At 59.1% G+C, this 15,649-nt stretch carries 18 protein-coding genes and 1 riboswitch; of the genes, 9 read left to right on the forward strand and 9 right to left on the reverse strand.

Annotated features, from left to right (window positions below):
• The first annotated feature begins 187 nt into the window (after nucleotides 1-187).
• Entirely contained in the window at nucleotides 188-1,636 is a 1,449-nt protein-coding gene (locus ACO079_RS11515; protein ID WP_421792955.1) for a sigma-54-dependent transcriptional regulator, read from the forward strand.
• Here the strand turns inward: ACO079_RS11515 and ACO079_RS11520 are convergent.
• The 6 genes from ACO079_RS11520 to ykgO form a co-directional block, all read right to left on the reverse strand.
• Nucleotides 1,618-2,091: an ASCH domain-containing protein gene (locus ACO079_RS11520; RefSeq protein ID WP_421790186.1), complete on the reverse strand. Its 474-nt coding sequence runs from the start codon at nucleotides 2,089-2,091 to the stop codon at nucleotides 1,618-1,620. The two genes, ACO079_RS11515 and ACO079_RS11520, sit on opposite strands and share 19 nt — an antisense overlap.
• Nucleotides 2,081-2,539 carry a hypothetical protein gene (locus tag ACO079_RS11525; RefSeq protein WP_421790188.1) on the reverse strand — a complete coding sequence of 153 codons (459 nt, stop codon included), beginning with the start codon at nucleotides 2,537-2,539 and terminating at the stop codon, nucleotides 2,081-2,083. The genes ACO079_RS11520 and ACO079_RS11525 overlap by 11 nt, the downstream gene beginning before the upstream one ends.
• 7 nt (nucleotides 2,540-2,546) lie before the next feature.
• Nucleotides 2,547-2,825, reverse strand: coding sequence for a DUF2312 domain-containing protein (locus ACO079_RS11530; RefSeq protein WP_421790189.1), 279 nt, complete (start codon nucleotides 2,823-2,825; stop codon nucleotides 2,547-2,549).
• An 83-nt stretch (nucleotides 2,826-2,908) separates the two neighbouring features.
• Complete coding sequence (locus tag ACO079_RS11535) at nucleotides 2,909-3,829, reverse strand: alpha/beta fold hydrolase (RefSeq protein WP_421790191.1); 921 nt, start codon at nucleotides 3,827-3,829, stop codon at nucleotides 2,909-2,911.
• Nucleotides 3,826-4,380: a tetratricopeptide repeat protein gene (locus tag ACO079_RS11540; RefSeq protein ID WP_421790193.1), complete on the reverse strand. Its 555-nt coding sequence runs from the start codon at nucleotides 4,378-4,380 to the stop codon at nucleotides 3,826-3,828. Before ACO079_RS11540 ends, ACO079_RS11535 begins: the two co-directional genes overlap by 4 nt.
• A 135-nt stretch (nucleotides 4,381-4,515) precedes the next feature.
• Nucleotides 4,516-4,641, reverse strand: coding sequence for a type B 50S ribosomal protein L36 (gene ykgO / locus ACO079_RS11545; protein ID WP_330198477.1), 126 nt, complete (start codon nucleotides 4,639-4,641; stop codon nucleotides 4,516-4,518).
• A 160-nt stretch (nucleotides 4,642-4,801) separates the two neighbouring features.
• Between ykgO and ACO079_RS11550 the strand changes: the two genes are divergently transcribed.
• Genes ACO079_RS11550 through ACO079_RS11565 form a run of 4 tightly spaced genes read left to right on the forward strand, consistent with a single transcriptional unit; the run spans nucleotide 4,802 to nucleotide 8,330 of the window.
• Nucleotides 4,802-5,536: a DUF1194 domain-containing protein gene (locus ACO079_RS11550; RefSeq protein WP_421790196.1), complete on the forward strand. Its 735-nt coding sequence runs from the start codon at nucleotides 4,802-4,804 to the stop codon at nucleotides 5,534-5,536.
• A complete protein-coding gene (locus tag ACO079_RS11555; protein WP_421790197.1) occupies nucleotides 5,533-6,327 on the forward strand; it encodes a DUF1194 domain-containing protein in 795 nt (264 codons plus the stop codon). The genes ACO079_RS11550 and ACO079_RS11555 overlap by 4 nt, the downstream gene beginning before the upstream one ends.
• On the forward strand, nucleotides 6,324-7,535 hold the full coding sequence (locus ACO079_RS11560) for a lytic murein transglycosylase (RefSeq protein ID WP_421790199.1): 1,212 nt from the start codon (nucleotides 6,324-6,326) through the stop codon (nucleotides 7,533-7,535). The genes ACO079_RS11555 and ACO079_RS11560 overlap by 4 nt, the downstream gene beginning before the upstream one ends.
• 3 nt (nucleotides 7,536-7,538) lie before the next feature.
• Entirely contained in the window at nucleotides 7,539-8,330 is a 792-nt protein-coding gene (locus ACO079_RS11565) for a sterol desaturase family protein (protein ID WP_421790201.1), read from the forward strand.
• 3 nt (nucleotides 8,331-8,333) lie between these two features.
• Here the strand turns inward: ACO079_RS11565 and ACO079_RS11570 are convergent, their stop codons facing one another.
• The 3 genes from ACO079_RS11570 to ACO079_RS11580 form a co-directional block, all read right to left on the reverse strand.
• On the reverse strand, nucleotides 8,334-9,620 hold the full coding sequence (locus ACO079_RS11570) for an MFS transporter (protein WP_421790203.1): 1,287 nt from the start codon (nucleotides 9,618-9,620) through the stop codon (nucleotides 8,334-8,336).
• A gap of 161 nt (nucleotides 9,621-9,781) precedes the next feature.
• Nucleotides 9,782-10,048, reverse strand: a complete 267-nt coding sequence (locus ACO079_RS11575; RefSeq protein ID WP_421790205.1) for a GIY-YIG nuclease family protein — start codon at nucleotides 10,046-10,048, stop codon at nucleotides 9,782-9,784.
• Nucleotides 10,049-10,081: 33 nt separating this feature from the next.
• Nucleotides 10,082-11,296 (reverse strand): hypothetical protein, encoded by a 1,215-nt coding sequence (locus ACO079_RS11580; protein ID WP_421790207.1) that lies wholly within the window; start codon nucleotides 11,294-11,296, stop codon nucleotides 10,082-10,084.
• Between the two features lie 221 nt (nucleotides 11,297-11,517).
• Here ACO079_RS11580 and motA point away from each other — a divergent pair, with 221 nt between their 5' ends.
• From motA to ACO079_RS11600, 4 genes are all read left to right on the forward strand, one after another.
• Nucleotides 11,518-12,387 carry a flagellar motor stator protein MotA gene (motA, locus tag ACO079_RS11585; protein WP_421790208.1) on the forward strand — a complete coding sequence of 290 codons (870 nt, stop codon included), beginning with the start codon at nucleotides 11,518-11,520 and terminating at the stop codon, nucleotides 12,385-12,387.
• Nucleotides 12,388-12,463: 76 nt separating this feature from the next.
• The gene (locus ACO079_RS11590; RefSeq protein WP_421790210.1) at nucleotides 12,464-12,661 is read left to right on the forward strand and encodes a PLDc N-terminal domain-containing protein; all 198 of its coding nucleotides are present in this window, start codon (nucleotides 12,464-12,466) and stop codon (nucleotides 12,659-12,661) included.
• A 24-nt stretch (nucleotides 12,662-12,685) separates the two neighbouring features.
• On the forward strand, nucleotides 12,686-14,467 hold the full coding sequence (gene mnmD / locus ACO079_RS11595; protein WP_421790212.1) for a tRNA (5-methylaminomethyl-2-thiouridine)(34)-methyltransferase MnmD: 1,782 nt from the start codon (nucleotides 12,686-12,688) through the stop codon (nucleotides 14,465-14,467).
• 110 nt (nucleotides 14,468-14,577) lie between these two features.
• Complete coding sequence (locus ACO079_RS11600; RefSeq protein WP_421790214.1) at nucleotides 14,578-15,402, forward strand: WecB/TagA/CpsF family glycosyltransferase; 825 nt, start codon at nucleotides 14,578-14,580, stop codon at nucleotides 15,400-15,402.
• A gap of 20 nt (nucleotides 15,403-15,422) precedes the next feature.
• A riboswitch (cobalamin riboswitch) is annotated at nucleotides 15,423-15,605 on the forward strand.
• Nucleotides 15,606-15,649: the final 44 nt, after the last annotated feature.

Here is a 15,649-nt window from a genome sequence, read left to right on the forward strand (position 1 = left end):
CATTCATAACCGCCCATCAGGATTATGCTTAATACTGTGTCACCAGCGTATACACGTGAATTTTACCAGACCTGTCCCATAACGGCGCATGGATGGATTGCCCCCTTGATCGGTCAAAAGGCCGGGGAGGGCGAGGTCAAAAGACCCGGCAATGAAAACATTGGGTAGCCGAAAGGGCTTGGGTGTGATGGCGAAGACCGTGCTGATCGTCGATGACGATCCGACTCAACGCCGCCTGCTGCAGGCGGTTCTCGAAAAACAGGGTTTTGACGTGGCCTCTGCCGATGGCGGGGAAGCAGCGCTGGAACGTCTCGTAAAAGGCGGGGTCGATGTCATGCTGCTCGATCTGGTGATGCCGGGCATGGATGGGATGGACGTGCTGGAAGCCTGCCAGCGCAAGGGCATCGAAACCCCGGTCATCGTGCTGACGGCGCATGGCGGCATTGAAACCGTTGTGGCGGCGATGCGTGCCGGCGCGGCGGACTTCTTCATCAAGCCCGCCAGCCCGGAACGGATCACGGTCTCCGTCCGTAATGTCTTGAAGATGCAAACCCTCACCGGTGAGGTGAAGCGTCTGAAGAAAACCCGCTCGGATGGCTCGCTCGGCTTTGAAGACATGATCGCTGGCGCGCCAGCCATGCGCCAGGTGGTGCGTCTGGGACAACGCGCGGCAACATCTTCCATTCCGATCCTCATCACGGGCGAAAGCGGTGTTGGTAAGGAATTAGTCGCAGGTGCGATCCGCGCAGCCTCCGAACGCGCCGACAAGCCTTTTGTGGCGGTCAACTGCGGCGCCATTCCAGAAAACCTGGTGGAATCGACCCTGTTCGGTCACGAGAAAGGCTCGTTCACGGGCGCGACCGGCAAGCATATGGGTAAATTTCAGGAGGCTGATGGCGGCACGCTCTTCCTCGATGAGATCGGCGAATTGCCGCTCGACATGCAGGTGAAACTGCTGCGTGCGCTTCAGGAAGGTGAGGTCGATCCGGTTGGTTCCAAAGCTCCGGTGAAGGTGGATGTCCGCATTATCTCGGCCACCAACCGCGATCTGACCACAGAAGTCGAAGCCGGGCGTTTCCGCGAAGACCTGTTCTATCGTCTGAACGTCTTCCCAATCGAAGTGCCGTCCTTGCGTTCGCGCAAGGAAGATGTGGCCGCTCTGGTGCGCCACTTCATCACGCGCTTCAACGCTCAGGAAAACCGGGCTGTGGTCGATGCGTCGCCGGAAACCATGGCGATGCTGACGGCATTCGATTGGCCGGGCAATGTCCGCCAGTTGGAAAACTCCGTCTTCCGCGCGGTCGTGCTGTGCGAAGGCGATTTTTTGCAGCCGGAAGACTTCCCGCAGATTTCCGGCCTGGTCGGGGATCTGGGCGATCTTCCGCCACCGCCTCTGCCGGACCAGGCGTTTGAAACGCAAGCGTCTGATGTGGAATTGCCGCCAGTGCCGATCATGGATGAGGGGGGGCATTTGCGCCCGTTGGAATCCATTGAACGCGATCTAATTGAGTTTGCGATCGAGACCTATGCCGGACGGATGGCCGAAGTGGCCCGCCGTCTGGGTTTGGGCCGCTCAACGCTCTATCGCAAGGTCCGCGAATACGATCTGGATGTGGATCAGGCCCGCTCGGCCTGATCGGGTACCCAGGCCAATTCAAATCGTTCAAAACAGGCGGGAAGGTCTTCGGCAAATTCGAAGCCTTCCCGTTTGGCCTCGCGCGTCCAATAGGCGATATGCTCGCGCCACCAGTATTCAAACGACCGGTCGCCTTCGCCCTCATCCCAGGCAAATTGGGCGTCAGCCTCGCGCACCGGTTTGACCTCAACGGACGTCGTCCGGATCACGCAAGCGGGCTTACCCCGTCCATCGACGATAAGAGAATAATCGCCCGCTTTTGGATAGCGCGCACCGGGCGGCTCATACCAGCGCGCCAGCGCGCAGGTCGCTTGCTTCTGGCCAATCAGAACCAGCTCTAACAGCTCGTCCGCCATCGCCTCGCTGTCACCGAACTGATCGACATCAAAGGGCTCACCGGAATGGCCGGTCTCGGCACAAAACCGGTCCCAGAACGCGCGCTGTTCAGGTGTCACCCTTGTCGCCCTTCACCACCCGCAGCTTGGGTGGACCGCTTGGACGGGATGGTTCGGCGGCAGCCTCCGGTATCTCATCCGCCTCTGGTGTTTCTTCTTCGATATCCTCATTGATATCCCGCACACGCGGGCCGGAACCCTTACGTTTAAAGGAGGATTTGAAGCCTTTGCCGCGCGACATGGGCTTACGCGCCTTTCCCGCCGCCTTGCGTTCTATTTCGCGCAGCTTGGCGGTTTGCAGGCCAGACAGGGCTTCATCCAGATGACCCTTCTCGGGGTCATTAAAGGCTGACCCGAAGGTTTCCAGCCGGTCTTCAACCGAGCCAAGAAACTCATCTTCCCAGTCAGAAAGCGTGTCGGACTTTTCGCTGTCTTCGATTTTCTTGCGGGCGCGCTTTAAGCGGCGTAACGCCTTGCGGGTCTTTTTCGGATCGACCTCGCGCGCCAAGCCGGGATCAGCCCTCGACCGCGCCCATATAGAGCTCGAGCAGGGCTTCAGTTTCCTGCCGCTCATTGCGGTCGATCTTGCGCAGCGCGATCACGCGGCGAAGGATTTTGGTGTCATAGCCCATGGCCTTGGCTTCGGCATAGACCTCCTTCATGTCGGTCATCACTTGCTGTTTGTCTTCTTCCAGCCGTTCAATGCGGGCCACGAAAGCTTTCAGCTGATCGCGCGCGGCCCCTCCCATGGAATGGGACGTATCGGAAACGGCTGATTGCGATGCATCATCCATGGGATGGATCCTTGTGCTGGAATTGAAACAGTTGGCCGGAAGCTAGAAGCGGTCAAGCGATTCCTCAACCGGAGAGGGCGGTACTAGCGGGAGTTCTCCCCAGCCCCATGCAGTTCATCGACGGCCGCGCGCACAGCTTCCGGCGATTGGTGGTGCAGCATATGACCCCAATCCTCGCGGATGACGGTCTGGGCATTCGGCATCACTTCGGCTGCGGGAACAGCATGGCGGTTTGTGAAAACGACACGGTCGCTCTCCCCACCCAGCATGATGACGGGCAGGCTCACACCCGCATAGAGATCATCCTGCGCTGCCAGATGATCATTCACCTGTGCCATATCCGAGGCATTCGCCTTGAAGATATCGGTGCGGAAGACGCGGGTTACGCTCACGGCTTCGCCATACCCTTCCGGTACCGGGGCCGGATGGAAAGTTTCTTCCAGACCCGCCTCTATCCGTGAGGGCCCGACCAGCGGGATGATCACCCGCGTTATCAGCGGCCCGATGCCAAACCAGCGCGAGGCGCGATTATACCAGGCGGCTTCCCCGACGCCGGCATAAAGCGGGGCGCCGACCAGAACCACACCGGATAGCGCTTCACCATGATCAATCGCCAGCCGCATGGAGATCGCGCCGCCCCAGGAATGGCCGACCACGACCGGATCATCCAGATTCAGCTGGTTCACGAGTGAGGCCAGAAGGGCTGCTTCACGTTCCGGCGTCCAGGCCCCGCCTGGCCGCTCGCTCCAACCCAGCCCGGGCCGGTCGACATAAATGGCGCGATAGCCCTGCAAGTGGCCGCCAAGCGCCAGACGCATATCCTCGGCATTGGAAGAAGCCCCATGCAGCAAAAGCACCGCCGGCCCTTCACCCTCTTCGACATAGCGGATCTGTGCGCCGTCAATTTCCAGAAAGTTACCGGCAGGAGGCATATCGTCAGCCTTTCCATGAGAAGCGGCCAGAAGGGCGATAAGAGCGGCCAGGAGAAACCGGGTGAAACTCACAGAGCGCGGCCCTGCAATTCGGCCCGGATGCGCGCTGCGGCCCGCCCCGCCAGCTCATAGGCCGGATAGATCACAAGAGCTTCCTGATAGGCATCCAGCGCGGCCTCGGGCTGTTCTGCGGCTTCCAGTGTCGATCCCAGCAGGTAATAGGCATCAAACCGTCGCGGCTCGAGCGCCAGCGTTTGATTCAGTGCTTCCAACGCATACGCCCAGTCATCCTGAGCAAAGGCGACCTGCGCAGATCTCAACCAGCCCTCGGCATAGTCCGGTTCCAGCTGGGTGACATGATTGAACATCCGGGCCGCAATATCCGGGTTTTCAGCGGCCATGGCGACCTCGCCGCGATCCATCAGCAGATCAATCGTATCGCTGCCCGAAGTGGCCCAGAGTGCCAGAATTTCATCGACCAGCGGCGTAGCTTCATTCGGGCTGGCGCCTTGCAAGGCGTCCAGCCGCTCCGTCAGACGCTGCTCTGGCGTCTGGAAATCATCGGCAGGCGTCAGATCGACCGAAGCAGCCTGCAGTAGAAGGGCAATCAATACGGCTTTCATAGCGGACGAAGATACGCTGAACGGTCCGCACGTCCACCCGCCTTGGCTGTGCCTCACGGAAGTTTAATGGCGCCGGAATCAAAAACGCCCCGGCCTGGACCGGGGCGAGAATCGCTCGTGAAAGACGCTGCCAGCTTAGCCGGCGCGGGCCTTGAAGCGCGGGTCTTTCTTGTTGATCACGAAGACACGGCCACGGCGACGCACCACCTGGCAGGCAGCGTGGCGATTTTTCAGCGATTTGATCGAGCTGCGGACTTTCATCGGACCGACCCTGTAACTTCAACAAAAAACGGCAAGCGCCGGAGAGGCGCGGTATCTACGGGGGGCAGGGGTCAATGTCAACTCCGGCCAACGCGAAAATACACCGTCTTACAGACCGGTTAGTTGCCCTGTCATCAAAGCAACTCTAGCTTCCCGCTCCATGCGCAATCTGCTTTTCTCGCTTAACGCTCTGGTGCTTGCCGGACAGGCCGCCGCTCAGGACCGGATCGAGGTTGATCTCGAACTCGTTCTGGCCGTTGATATTTCCTATTCTGTCGATGAGGACGAGGCGGTCCGCCAACGCGAAGGCTATGTCGCAGCCCTGGCCCATCCGGACGTGATTTCCGCGATTGAAGGCGGCCCTTTGGGCCGGATTGCCGTCACCTATGTGGAATGGGCCGACGCCAACTTCCAGCGCGCCGCAGCAGACTGGACCGTGATCGCCTCTGAAGAGGATGCGCTTGCTTTTGCCGCAACCGTGGCCGCCGCTCCGCTGGAGCGGGGACATTATACCGCCATCGGATCTGCAATTGCTGATTCGGTCCGGCGGATTGAAGAAAACGATTATGACGGGTTCCGGCGCATGATCGATATTTCCGGCGATGGGCCCCAGAATCAGGGCCTGGATCTGGCCGAGGCACGCGAGATGGCGAGTGCGGCCAGCATTGTGATCAATGGCCTGCCGGTCATAACCGAACAGCCTAATCGCTGGGTCAGGCCGGTCGAGGTCAACCTAGATGCGTATTTTGATGAGAATGTGGTGACAGGACCGGGGGCCTTCGTTCTGCCGGCCCGCGCGCCCGAGGAGTTCCGGACCGCAATTTTGCGCAAGATGACTCTGGAAATTGCCGGCGCTGCCCCGTCCCGCATTGAGTTGATCCGGGCCGCACCGTGATTCGTTTCGGTTTCCTGCTATTGATGATGAGCATAGCGCCTCTGGCGAGCGCGCAAGAGTTTGGCGATCCGTCGGATTATTCCAGCGAGAACTATCTTAACCGGGAACGGCTCTATACCGAGGATGGCCGTCTCGTCGTTGATCTTGAACTGGTCTTTGCCGTGGATGTCTCGGCGTCAATTGACGAGATGGAAGCCCTGCAACAACGCCGTGGCCATGTTGAAGCGTTGGCTGACCCCGACGTGATTTCCTCCATACAGGCCGGCCCGCATGGACGCATTGCGGTCATGTATCTGGAATGGGCGGATGCTGGCTTTCAGCGGGTTGTGGCCCCCTGGGCGGTGATTGAAACAGAGGCTGACGCGCTGGCATTTGCGGCGACATTGGCCAATGCTGACTTTGTTTCCGGCCGCCGGACCGCCATCGGCGCGGCGCTGTCCAATTCGGTGACGTTGATTGAAACCAATGCCTTCCATGGCGAACGCCGGATCATCGACCTGTCCGGGGATGGACCGCAAAATGCCGGACCCAGCCTTCAAGCGGCACGGGATGCAGCGTTGGCGGCGGGTGTCACGATCAATGGCATTTCCATGCAGAGCGACCGTCAGCATCCTTTCCGCCCGCCCGTTAATATCGATGTCAGCCGGTATTTCGAGGAACATGTCATAGTCGGGCCACGCTCTTTCGTTATGCCCAGCCGCACTCACGAAGATTTTGTGGATGCGCTGCGCAGAAAGCTTATCATCGAGATTGCCGGGCTCTGGCCGGCCGAACTGACGGATAAGGGATGACACGTTTAATTTTTGCGTTGGTGCTTGCGTTGACCCCGGTCGGCGCCATGGCCCAGGAAGAAAGCTTCGACACCTGGCTGAATGATTTCAGGCCAAGACTGGCCGGCAGCGGCGCTGATCCGGCGACGGTGGCCTCCATGCTCGATGAGCTGGAACCGGATTTGCGGATTATCGAGCGTGATCGCAGCCAGCCTGAATTTGTCCGTCCCTTGTGGGAATATTTGGAGATTGCTGCTTCGGATCTCCGCGTGCGCAATGGCGCAGACCAGATCGCGGCACGCCAGGGCATGCTGCAGGTCATCGAGAGCCGCTATGGCGTTGACTACCCAATTCTGGTGGCGATCTGGGGGCTGGAGAGTTCTTATGGCGCGATCCAGGGCGATGATGATGTCGTCCGTTCGCTGGCAACCCTTGCCTGGGAGGGGCGCCGCCGCAGCTGGGCGGAAGCGCAATTGATCGCTGTCGCTCGCATGATCGATAATGGTTATGCCCGCCGGGAAGACTTGCGGGGCTCCTGGGCCGGCGCGATGGGCCAGACGCAATTTATCCCGGAGACCTATTTGCGCCGCGCCGATGATTTTGACGGCGATGGCCGCATCGATATCTGGAATAATGTCGGCGATGCGTTGGCCTCGTCTGCCAACCTCCTGAGTGAGGCCGGTTGGCAGCGCGGTCAGCCGGTCGTTGTGGAAGTGGTGCTGCCAGTGGATTTCGACCTGACCAGCTGGAACCCGCGCGATGCACGCATGACGGCCGAATGGTCGGTGCGCCGGGTGACGCGCGCGGATGGTGAGAGCTGGGCCGCTGATCAGCTCATGCAGGGCTCGCGATTGATCCTGCCGGCGGGCCGCCGGGGCCCGGCTTTCCTGACGTTTTCGAATTTCCGTGCCTTGATGCGCTATAACAATTCGACCTCATACGGCATTGGTGTCTGGCTGTTGTCCGAGCGGTTCTCGGGCCGCTATGCGATCGAAGGCGAATGGCCGGAAGACGATCCACCGATCAGCCGCTCGCAAACACTGGCCATGCAACAAGGCCTGATCGAGCTGGGATTTGATCCCGGTGCTCCAGACGGCATGTTCGGTCCCAATACCCGGCGGGCTCTGATGGCCTTCCAGCGCCAGAATAATCTGGTTGTTGATGGATATGGCGGCCGGCAGATATTTGATGCCGTGATGGGTGCGCTTTCCGCATCAGAAAGCGAATAAGGCGTGGATACACGCCTTCTGGTTCCGGTCATCTTTGCCGGCTTTGCATTGGCCGAAATCCTGACACGGCGGTTCTTCCAGCCCGCCAGGGGATCGGCGCGCGACGTCTGGATCGAAGCGGTCGGTACGCCGATCTTTATTCTGATAACAGTGCCGGCAATTTTCTTTGCTGTGCCTGTGCTGATGGAAGCAGCATGGCCCGGGAGCGAAGGAGCGTGGGCGGATTGGCCGTGGTGGGCAATGGTGCTGATCCTGTTGATCGGCGATGACATGACCCAGTACTGGTGGCACCGCGCGGCGCACACCTTTCCGTGGCTCTATAACCTGCATCGCGCCCATCATTCCGGAGCGTATCTCAATATCCGGATCGTCTACCGGAATGCCATCGCCTATTATATTTTCATGCCAGGGCTCTGGATCGCAGCGGCGCTGGTGCATCTGGGTTTTGGGCCGGTCTATGCGATCTATCTAGTGGTCAAAATGACCGTGATTTTCGGCGCGCACTCGTCATTGCGCTGGGATGAACCGCTTTATCGGATCAAGTGGCTATCGCCCGTCATGTGGGTGGTAGAGCGGACGATCTCGACGCCGGCCACCCATTTTGCCCACCATGGCCTACACAAGGATGACGGTGTGACCCATTACAAGGGCAATTACGGCAACCTGCTTTTCTTCTGGGACGTAGTGTTCGGCACTGCTTTGATCACCCGGCGCTATCCGGAAACCTATGGCATCGAAAACCTTGAAGATCGCAGCGCGGCCGGGGAACTGGCCTGGCCTGTCATCAGAAAGTAGATGTCAGATCGGCCCGCGGGGTTCCGCATGGGGTTTTGCGATCAGCGTGACGGACCGGATGCCCGGATGCAGAAAGGCCAGCGCTGTACAGCCAGCCGCCAGAACCGCATTCAGCATGTAGGGCGTGGCCGGACCGACCGCCTGATATAGCCAAAGCCCCGCGACAGGGGCGACTAAGAAGCCAAGTCCGGCCGTGGCCGTGGTTGATCCGGCGGCGCGGCCCTGCTCTTCTGGCGTCACAGACAGCGAGGCGCCGCCCACAAAGCCGGACCGTGCGAGCCCGAAGGCAAAAGAATTCAGCATGTAGCCAAAAACAATGGCGGCATAATTGGCCGCGAAGACCATTTCGATGCTGGCTACTACGGTCAGCGCCGCACCGGTCCACATCAGCGCACGCGGACTGGCTTTCATCGCCGGGATCACAACCAGCTGCGCAAAGATCAGCGCACCGGCCCCGGCGGTCAAAGCAACGCCAGCCAGCTGTAAGCCTTCAGCCGGCGTCAGGTTCATCCGGTCCATGACGTAAAAGCCAATGGCCTGAAGGCTGATGGCTTGCACCAGCCAAAGGCCGCAGCCATAGGCAAAGAAGGGCGCAATCCGCTTATCCAGTGCAAAGCCGAGCTGGGCGACCGGGTTGATCGGCCGCATCTGACGCTTAGGCGGGGTCTTCTCCGGCAACATCAGGCGCACGGCAATCGCCGCACAGGCAACCAGAACGGAGGTGCCGACCATGAAGGGCGCAATGCCCACGCGCTCGACAAAAGCGGCGGCAAGGGCCGGTCCTACCACACCACCGAGCCCGAAAGCCGCGGTCAAATTTGCCAGTGCTTCCGTGCGCTCCTCCGGCGTCGTCCGGTCCGCCACATAGGCTTGAGCCGACGGGTTGGTGGCGGACCCAAAACCGCCGAACAGGGTTCGCGCAGCTGCCATGCCGAAAATGGCAATCAGCGGCGGCGCCCAGCCCATTTGACCGGCAAGAGCGGCAGCGGCAAAAACCAGGGTCGAAAGCGCAAATGCGGCAAGACCAAAGATCAGGATTGGCCGCCGGCCATATTGATCGGACAGCGCGCCCCAGATCGGGCTCATGATCAAGAAGAGCAGCGCTGAAATCGTATAGATCCCACCAATCCAGGCTTCAGCGACGCCCAGATCGCGTGCCAGTGGCGGCAAAATGGCAAACAGCATGGAATTGCCGATGCCCGTGACCATCAAGCAGATGAATAAAAGCCGAAAGGCCCGCCGCCGGTCTGAAGGGGTGGACGGGTTGGAGGGATCATAGCTTGGCGGCATCCGGATGACCTATTTTGCTTGCGGCTTATCGTAAATAGCGCGCCGTTCACAAAACATGTCATTCCGCACGAGTGAAACGAGATGCGGAACCTATTTAGGGCGAGGCTGTTGCAATGAAGATAGGTTGCGGATCGGCAGACCAGCTGCCGTCCGCAATGACATTATTTGATGATCTCGAAATAGAGATCCTTCCAGGTCGGATTCATGTTTTCGATGAGCTCGATTTTCCAAGCTCTTCGCCATTTCTTGATCCGCTTTTCTGTTGCGATTGCGCTATCAGGGTCTGGAAAGACCTCATACCAGACGAGTTGTTTGATATTGTATCGTTTGGTGTGCCCGGCGGTTATCTGCTCGCGATGTTCCCAAATCCTACGAACGAGATCATTGGTTACGCCGAGATAAAGGGCTCCGCGCGGCCGGTTGGCCATCAGATAAACATAGTAATGCTTTTGCATTCGGACCTAAGGCAGCAGCCCCGCCATGAAGCCAGGAACCTGGCCTTGTGCAACGGCTGGCAAGGCAATCGCGAGGATGACACTCACGGCCAGACCAATCAGCGCGCGGATCGCATCCGTTGCGACATCCCAAAGCGCTTTGATCTTGTCGCGCAAGGCGGCCACAAAGGCGATAGCCAGTTCGCGCCCGGCAATCAGGCCCAGGAAGGCCCAGGTTGTAGACATCGGAATGTCGTTTAGCTCTTTGAAGTACATCAGCACGATGGCGTAGATGAAGTCGACAATCGTCGCCGCGCGAATGTCCGTTGTATTGGTCTTGGACAGCACGATTTTCTGTATCTCACCACCACGGGCGCGGAAGATGATGGCGTGAAGCACGATCATCAACAGCGTCGCGAAGATCAGCATGGTCAATGAGAAGGTGACCTGAATATCCCCGTTCGCATCTACAACCGTTTCGCGCGGCAGGAAGACGAAAATATTGGCCAGATCCTGGATCAGCCATTGCGACCACAAAAAGCCGGTCGACACCCATTGCAGGATGACCCAGGTATTCAGATTCCGTGTCAGGTACGCCACGGCAAAGCTGAATGCCAGCGTGGCGCCAACCCAGATCCAGTTGGCATTCGCAATGTCCGGGAAGACGGGTCCGTTGACCAGCAGATAGATGATGACCGAGATCACAGCGACGACGGCTGGGATGCCCCAGAATCCAGAACCGTGATCTGCAGCGGTTGTTTTAGAAATCCATCGCTCGAACATGCGCGAGATAATCAGCCAGACCAGAAAGCCGGCGCCGAAAGCCACAAGATAGCCCAGAGCTGATTTGATCAGCATGCTTTCCATCACGCCTTCGGTGGCTGCACCGCCTGTCAGAGCAAAAATCGTCAACACCAGGAAGGTTGTCGACACCGGTACACCAAAACGGGTCAATACCAGCAAGGCCAGAGGTGGCAGGGCGTGCCACCATTGAATGCCGTTTTCGGGGTAGGGGATCTGGTTCAATCGATCGAAAGCGATATCGCCATCATAGGCAAACCAGCCATAGGCCATGACCGCAAGGATGATCGCGCAGGCAAAGCACCAGAGCGTTACCCAGGATCGCTTCGAGTTTGACGCCAGGAAAGTTCCCAATGTCTGGATCGCATCATTCGCGACAATGGCATATGCCGCGATCATAAATCCGATGATCGCAAACACTTCATAACCAAATATGGTCATAAATTTCCCCGCAACGCCTGATCGCGGGGTTTCTAGCCATATTTTTGCGGATTCTACAATAACGGTTTCATGACGGTCTTTAACGCCGCGGCAAGGGGCATGAATCACGTCCTAATGCGCGTTACACCGGGCATTAAACTTAATCCGCCATAGTGCGTCTCGAAACCGGACAGTCCCGTCAAAAAGAGGACGCCGGATAAACAACGGGTGGTGGACGTATCATGTTTCAGATCATTGGTATGGTGGTCGTTATGGTCATGGTGTTCGGGGGCTTCGCGCTCGCGGGCGGTCATTTCGACATTATCGTCAAGGCGTTGCCTTTTGAGTTCATGATGATTGGTGGCGCTGCAATGGGCGCCTTCCTCATCGGCAACTCCGGCAAAACGGTCATGAAGACGCTTGGCGATTTCGGGAAGATTGTTTCTGGACCGAAATGGAAGACGCAGGATTACCGCGATCTCCTCGCGCTTTTATTCCAGCTGACCAAGACGATGAAGACCAAGGGCGTCATCGCGCTGGAAACCCATATCGAGAATCCAAAGGACTCGGCAATCTTCCAGAATTATCCGCGCATCCTGAAGGATCACTTCGCAACCGATTTCATCTGCGACACGCTCCGCATGATGACGATGAATCTGGAAGATCCGCACCAGGTCGAGGACGCGATGGAAAAACAGCTGGAAAAGCACCATCACGAAGTGGCTGGTCCCGCTCATGCCTTGCAGAACATGGCTGACGCGCTTCCGGCGCTGGGGATTGTCGCGGCGGTTCTGGGGATCATCAAGACGATGGGGGCCATTGACAGCCCGCCGACCGTGCTGGGTGCGAAAATCGGTTCTGCGCTTGTGGGAACCTTCCTCGGCGTGTTCCTGGCCTATGGATTTGTGGGTCCGATCGCAGCCCGGATGAAGGAAATCTATGATGAAGAGCACGCGTTCTATCTGATTATCCAGTCGGTGCTGGTGGCGCACCTGCATGGCAATGCGGCGCAAATCTCCGTCGAGATCGGACGCGGCAATGTGCCGACCAAGTCTCAGCCGTCTTTTGCAGAGCTGGAAGAGGCGCTCTCGGATATTCCGAATACAGCCTAAACAATTGGAAAGCTGACGCAGCACGCGTGGCTTGTTACGCTCCCTCATCCGCCCCACCGGATGAGGGAGTTTTCTTTTGGGCTTCGAGATTGCCGGACCGATAGGACTTCTGGTGCTGGTCTTCAGCATCTATGCGATACTGCATGTCGCCCGCTCGCCCGCCGCGCCTGTTCTCCGCGTATTGTGGATTGCGTTTATCCTGCTGGTACCGGTCATTGGATTCCTGGTCTGGCTTTTCATCGGACCGCGTGAAGCCCGTAGCCTGTTCCGCTAGCCCAGCCGCGCTATACACCTCGCCATGAAGCTTTATTGCGACCCGCCGGACCTGGACTGGCGCGAGACCGGGCCGGTCGCGCGTGAATTCGGTGATATTTACTTCTCTGTAGAAGACGGGTTGGCGGAAACGCGCGCCGTGTTTCTGGCGGGCTGTGGCCTACCGGAAGCCTGGCAGGGTAAGGATCAATTCGTCATTGGTGAGCTGGGCTTTGGCACGGGGCTCAATTTCCTTGCTGCCTGGCAGCTCTGGAAAGAGACCGGACCCGCGAAGGGCTGGTTGCACTTCATCTCAATCGAAAAATTTCCACTGCGCCGGGATATGGCCGAGCAGGCTTTTGCGGCATTTCCCCAGTTGGCGGGTCTATCATGGCAACTGATCGCGAAATGGCCGCAACCGCTTAAAGGCCCACACCGGCTTCGCTTCGATGAAGATCGCGTTACGCTCACCGTGTTTCACGACGACATCGCTTCGGCCTTGCCACAAATTGAAGCAGATGTGGACGCCTGGTTCCTTGATGGCTTTTCACCAGCGAACAATGAGGCCATGTGGGCGGACGCTGTCTGGCCGGAGCTGGCGCGTCTGTCCAAGCCGGGCGCGAGAGCGGCGACTTTTACGGTCGCGGGCGCTGTCCGGCGCGGGCTGCAATCCGCGGGCTTCGAAGTTGAAAAAGAACCCGGCTTCGGGCGAAAGCGCGAACGTCTTGAAGCGGTTTTTAAGGCGCAAAGCACACTCGCTCCACCAACGCCCTTTCCCCGCGTGCGGCCCAATGATGAGACTGCCATTATTCGCGGCGGCGGCATCGCCGGAGCCAGCCTCGCCTATGCGCTACAAAAACGCGGTCGCAAGGTGACTCTCCTTGATCCCAATGGATTGGCGGGCGGGGCCTCGGGTGCCCCTTCGGGCTTGCTGACACCCCGGCTCGAAAACGCTGACCGGCCGCATGTCCGCGCGACGCTGGCCGCCTTTGAATATGCCCGGCAGCTCTATTCAGATTTGGGACTGCTTCGCGAAGAAGGCGCGCTCCGCCTGTTCAAGGATGAGGGCGAACGCTCGCGCTATGCCGCAATCGCCGAGGCAATGGGAGACGGATATGATATCCGGGACAATGGTCTCTGGATGGAACGGGCAGGCCGTTTCAATCCGATGGAAGTCGTAGAAACGCTTGCCGAAGGCACGCGCGTCATCACCGACACCGAACGGGTTATGGAGGCCTCCCTCATCATTGATTGCCGGGGCCCGGTCGCAGCGATGTCGGATTTATCGCCCGGCGCGGGCCGGGTCTCGGTCTGGTACGGCACGCCTCCAGAATACCCCATCGTCTGGGGCGGCTATGTTTCAGCAACCGACGATGGCCGTGTTCTGGTCGGGGCGACCCATGAATTAGGCGCGGAGGCCGGCCTTCCACGAGCGGCCTCGGACAAGCTGCTCGCCGATCTGAAAACGCGCTGCCCTGACATTGCGGCCGGCTTTTCCGGGGAGCCGGAAAGTTGGGCTGGCGTGCGAGCTACTACGCCGGATCGCTTGCCTGTCTTTGGTCCCCTGCCGCCCCATGACTTTGCCGCAGTTTGGGGCAGTTCTGCGCGGGGTGGGCCCTTGACGGATCGTGCAGACGACAGCACAGAATCCAGCCCCCGCCTCATCCTGTCCGGTTTTGGGTCACGCGGTTTTGCGCATGCGCCTTTATTGGCCGAAGCGTTGGCATCCGACCTGTGTGGTGAGCCGTCGCCGCTGGAAAAATCCGGCCGCGAAACCCTGCATCCGTCCCGGTTTGAGTTCCGCCGCCTCAAACGCGGAGAGATTTAACCGCGAATTAACCCTGAAACCAGCTTTCCAGCCGCCTGGCACAAGAAGGCAAGGGGTTTGCAGTTAACTGTCTCGACTGCGCCGCGATGGCGCGAAACGGGACATTTATGATGACGATCCACACGCCGATCCTGACCGAGACAGAGCGCCGTACCAAACCGCGCCATATCTGGTTTTTGAACTCGGCGTTCGACAATATCGATTTCCCGACCACGGTCTTGCGTCTGGCTGAACGTGACCCGAAAGCGTCATTCCAGTTTGTAGTGACGCCGAATGTCGATCATCTGGTCCGCTTGCGCCGTGATAATGTGCTCGCCCCGCTTTATGCCCAGGCATGGCTGACCGTTTGCGACAGCCGCGTTCTTGAACTCATCGCCTCGCTTTCGGGAACCGACGTTGATGTGACGCCGGGTTCTGACCTCACCGAGACCCTGTTTGAAAACGTGATCACCCAGCATGAGCCGGTGACGATTATCGGCGGCAACGAGGAAGTCGTTGAAAACGTCAAAGCCCGCTATGGCTTGCAGAATGTGCGCTGGCACGAACCGCCCATGGGCTTGCGCAATAATCCCGAGGCGATCGCCGAATGTGCGCAATTCGTAGCGGACAATCCCGCGCGCTTTATTTTCCTTTGTGTGGGCTCGCCCCAGCAGGAGATGATCGCCGAGGCCTGTCTGGACCGGGGCGATTGCACAGGCGTGGGCCTGTGTGTTGGCGCCGCGCTGGACTTTCTGGGCGGCAAGGCCGAACGCGCACCGAAATGGATGCAGAATGCCCGGCTGGAATGGTTGCATCGCCTCGCTCAGGAACCCAAGCGCATGTGGAAGCGCTACCTGGTTGATGGACCGAAAATCGCCTTCCTTTGGTGGGAATGGCGTAAGGCCCGCGCCAAGCTTCGCGACTTTGAAAAGCGCCTCGCCGAAGCTGGGCTCTAGGCAAAGCGCCAAAGCCGCGCTATCCCGAACACAGTACAGGTGCCCGCAAGGGATTAATCTGGAAGAGGGGTGAAAGTCCCCCGCTGTTCCCGCAGCCGTAAGCGGCGAGCGGCCTCACATCCAAGCCACTGGCGAAAGCCGGGAAGGCGTGAGGTTCGCTTTGACCCGTAAGCCGGAAGACTTGCCTGTGCCGTCGCTCGTCCGCCTGTGCGGGAAAACACAGGACCGGCACGGAAGCTTCCGTTTG

The organism is Hyphobacterium sp. (genome assembly GCF_965228115.1).
GTDB lineage: Bacteria > Pseudomonadota > Alphaproteobacteria > Caulobacterales > Maricaulaceae > Hyphobacterium.

What these genes read in the sequence shown, in the direction of transcription:
- ACO079_RS11515 (WP_421792955.1), top strand. Translation starts at nt 188, where the DNA reads ATGGCGAAGACCGTGCTGATCGTCGATGACGATCCGACTCAACGCCGC.
- ACO079_RS11530 (WP_421790189.1), bottom strand. Translation starts at nt 2,825, where the DNA reads ATGGATGATGCATCGCAATCAGCCGTTTCCGATACGTCCCATTCCATG.
- ACO079_RS11540 (WP_421790193.1), bottom strand. Translation starts at nt 4,380, where the DNA reads ATGAAAGCCGTATTGATTGCCCTTCTACTGCAGGCTGCTTCGGTCGAT.
- ykgO (WP_330198477.1), bottom strand. Translation starts at nt 4,641, where the DNA reads ATGAAAGTCCGCAGCTCGATCAAATCGCTGAAAAATCGCCACGCTGCC.
- ACO079_RS11550 (WP_421790196.1), top strand. Translation starts at nt 4,802, where the DNA reads ATGCGCAATCTGCTTTTCTCGCTTAACGCTCTGGTGCTTGCCGGACAG.
- ACO079_RS11560 (WP_421790199.1), top strand. Translation starts at nt 6,324, where the DNA reads ATGACACGTTTAATTTTTGCGTTGGTGCTTGCGTTGACCCCGGTCGGC.
- ACO079_RS11570 (WP_421790203.1), bottom strand. Translation starts at nt 9,620, where the DNA reads ATGCCGCCAAGCTATGATCCCTCCAACCCGTCCACCCCTTCAGACCGG.
- ACO079_RS11575 (WP_421790205.1), bottom strand. Translation starts at nt 10,048, where the DNA reads ATGGCCAACCGGCCGCGCGGAGCCCTTTATCTCGGCGTAACCAATGAT.
- ACO079_RS11580 (WP_421790207.1), bottom strand. Translation starts at nt 11,296, where the DNA reads ATGACCATATTTGGTTATGAAGTGTTTGCGATCATCGGATTTATGATC.
- motA (WP_421790208.1), top strand. Translation starts at nt 11,518, where the DNA reads ATGTTTCAGATCATTGGTATGGTGGTCGTTATGGTCATGGTGTTCGGG.
- mnmD (WP_421790212.1), top strand. Translation starts at nt 12,686, where the DNA reads ATGAAGCTTTATTGCGACCCGCCGGACCTGGACTGGCGCGAGACCGGG.
- ACO079_RS11600 (WP_421790214.1), top strand. Translation starts at nt 14,578, where the DNA reads ATGACGATCCACACGCCGATCCTGACCGAGACAGAGCGCCGTACCAAA.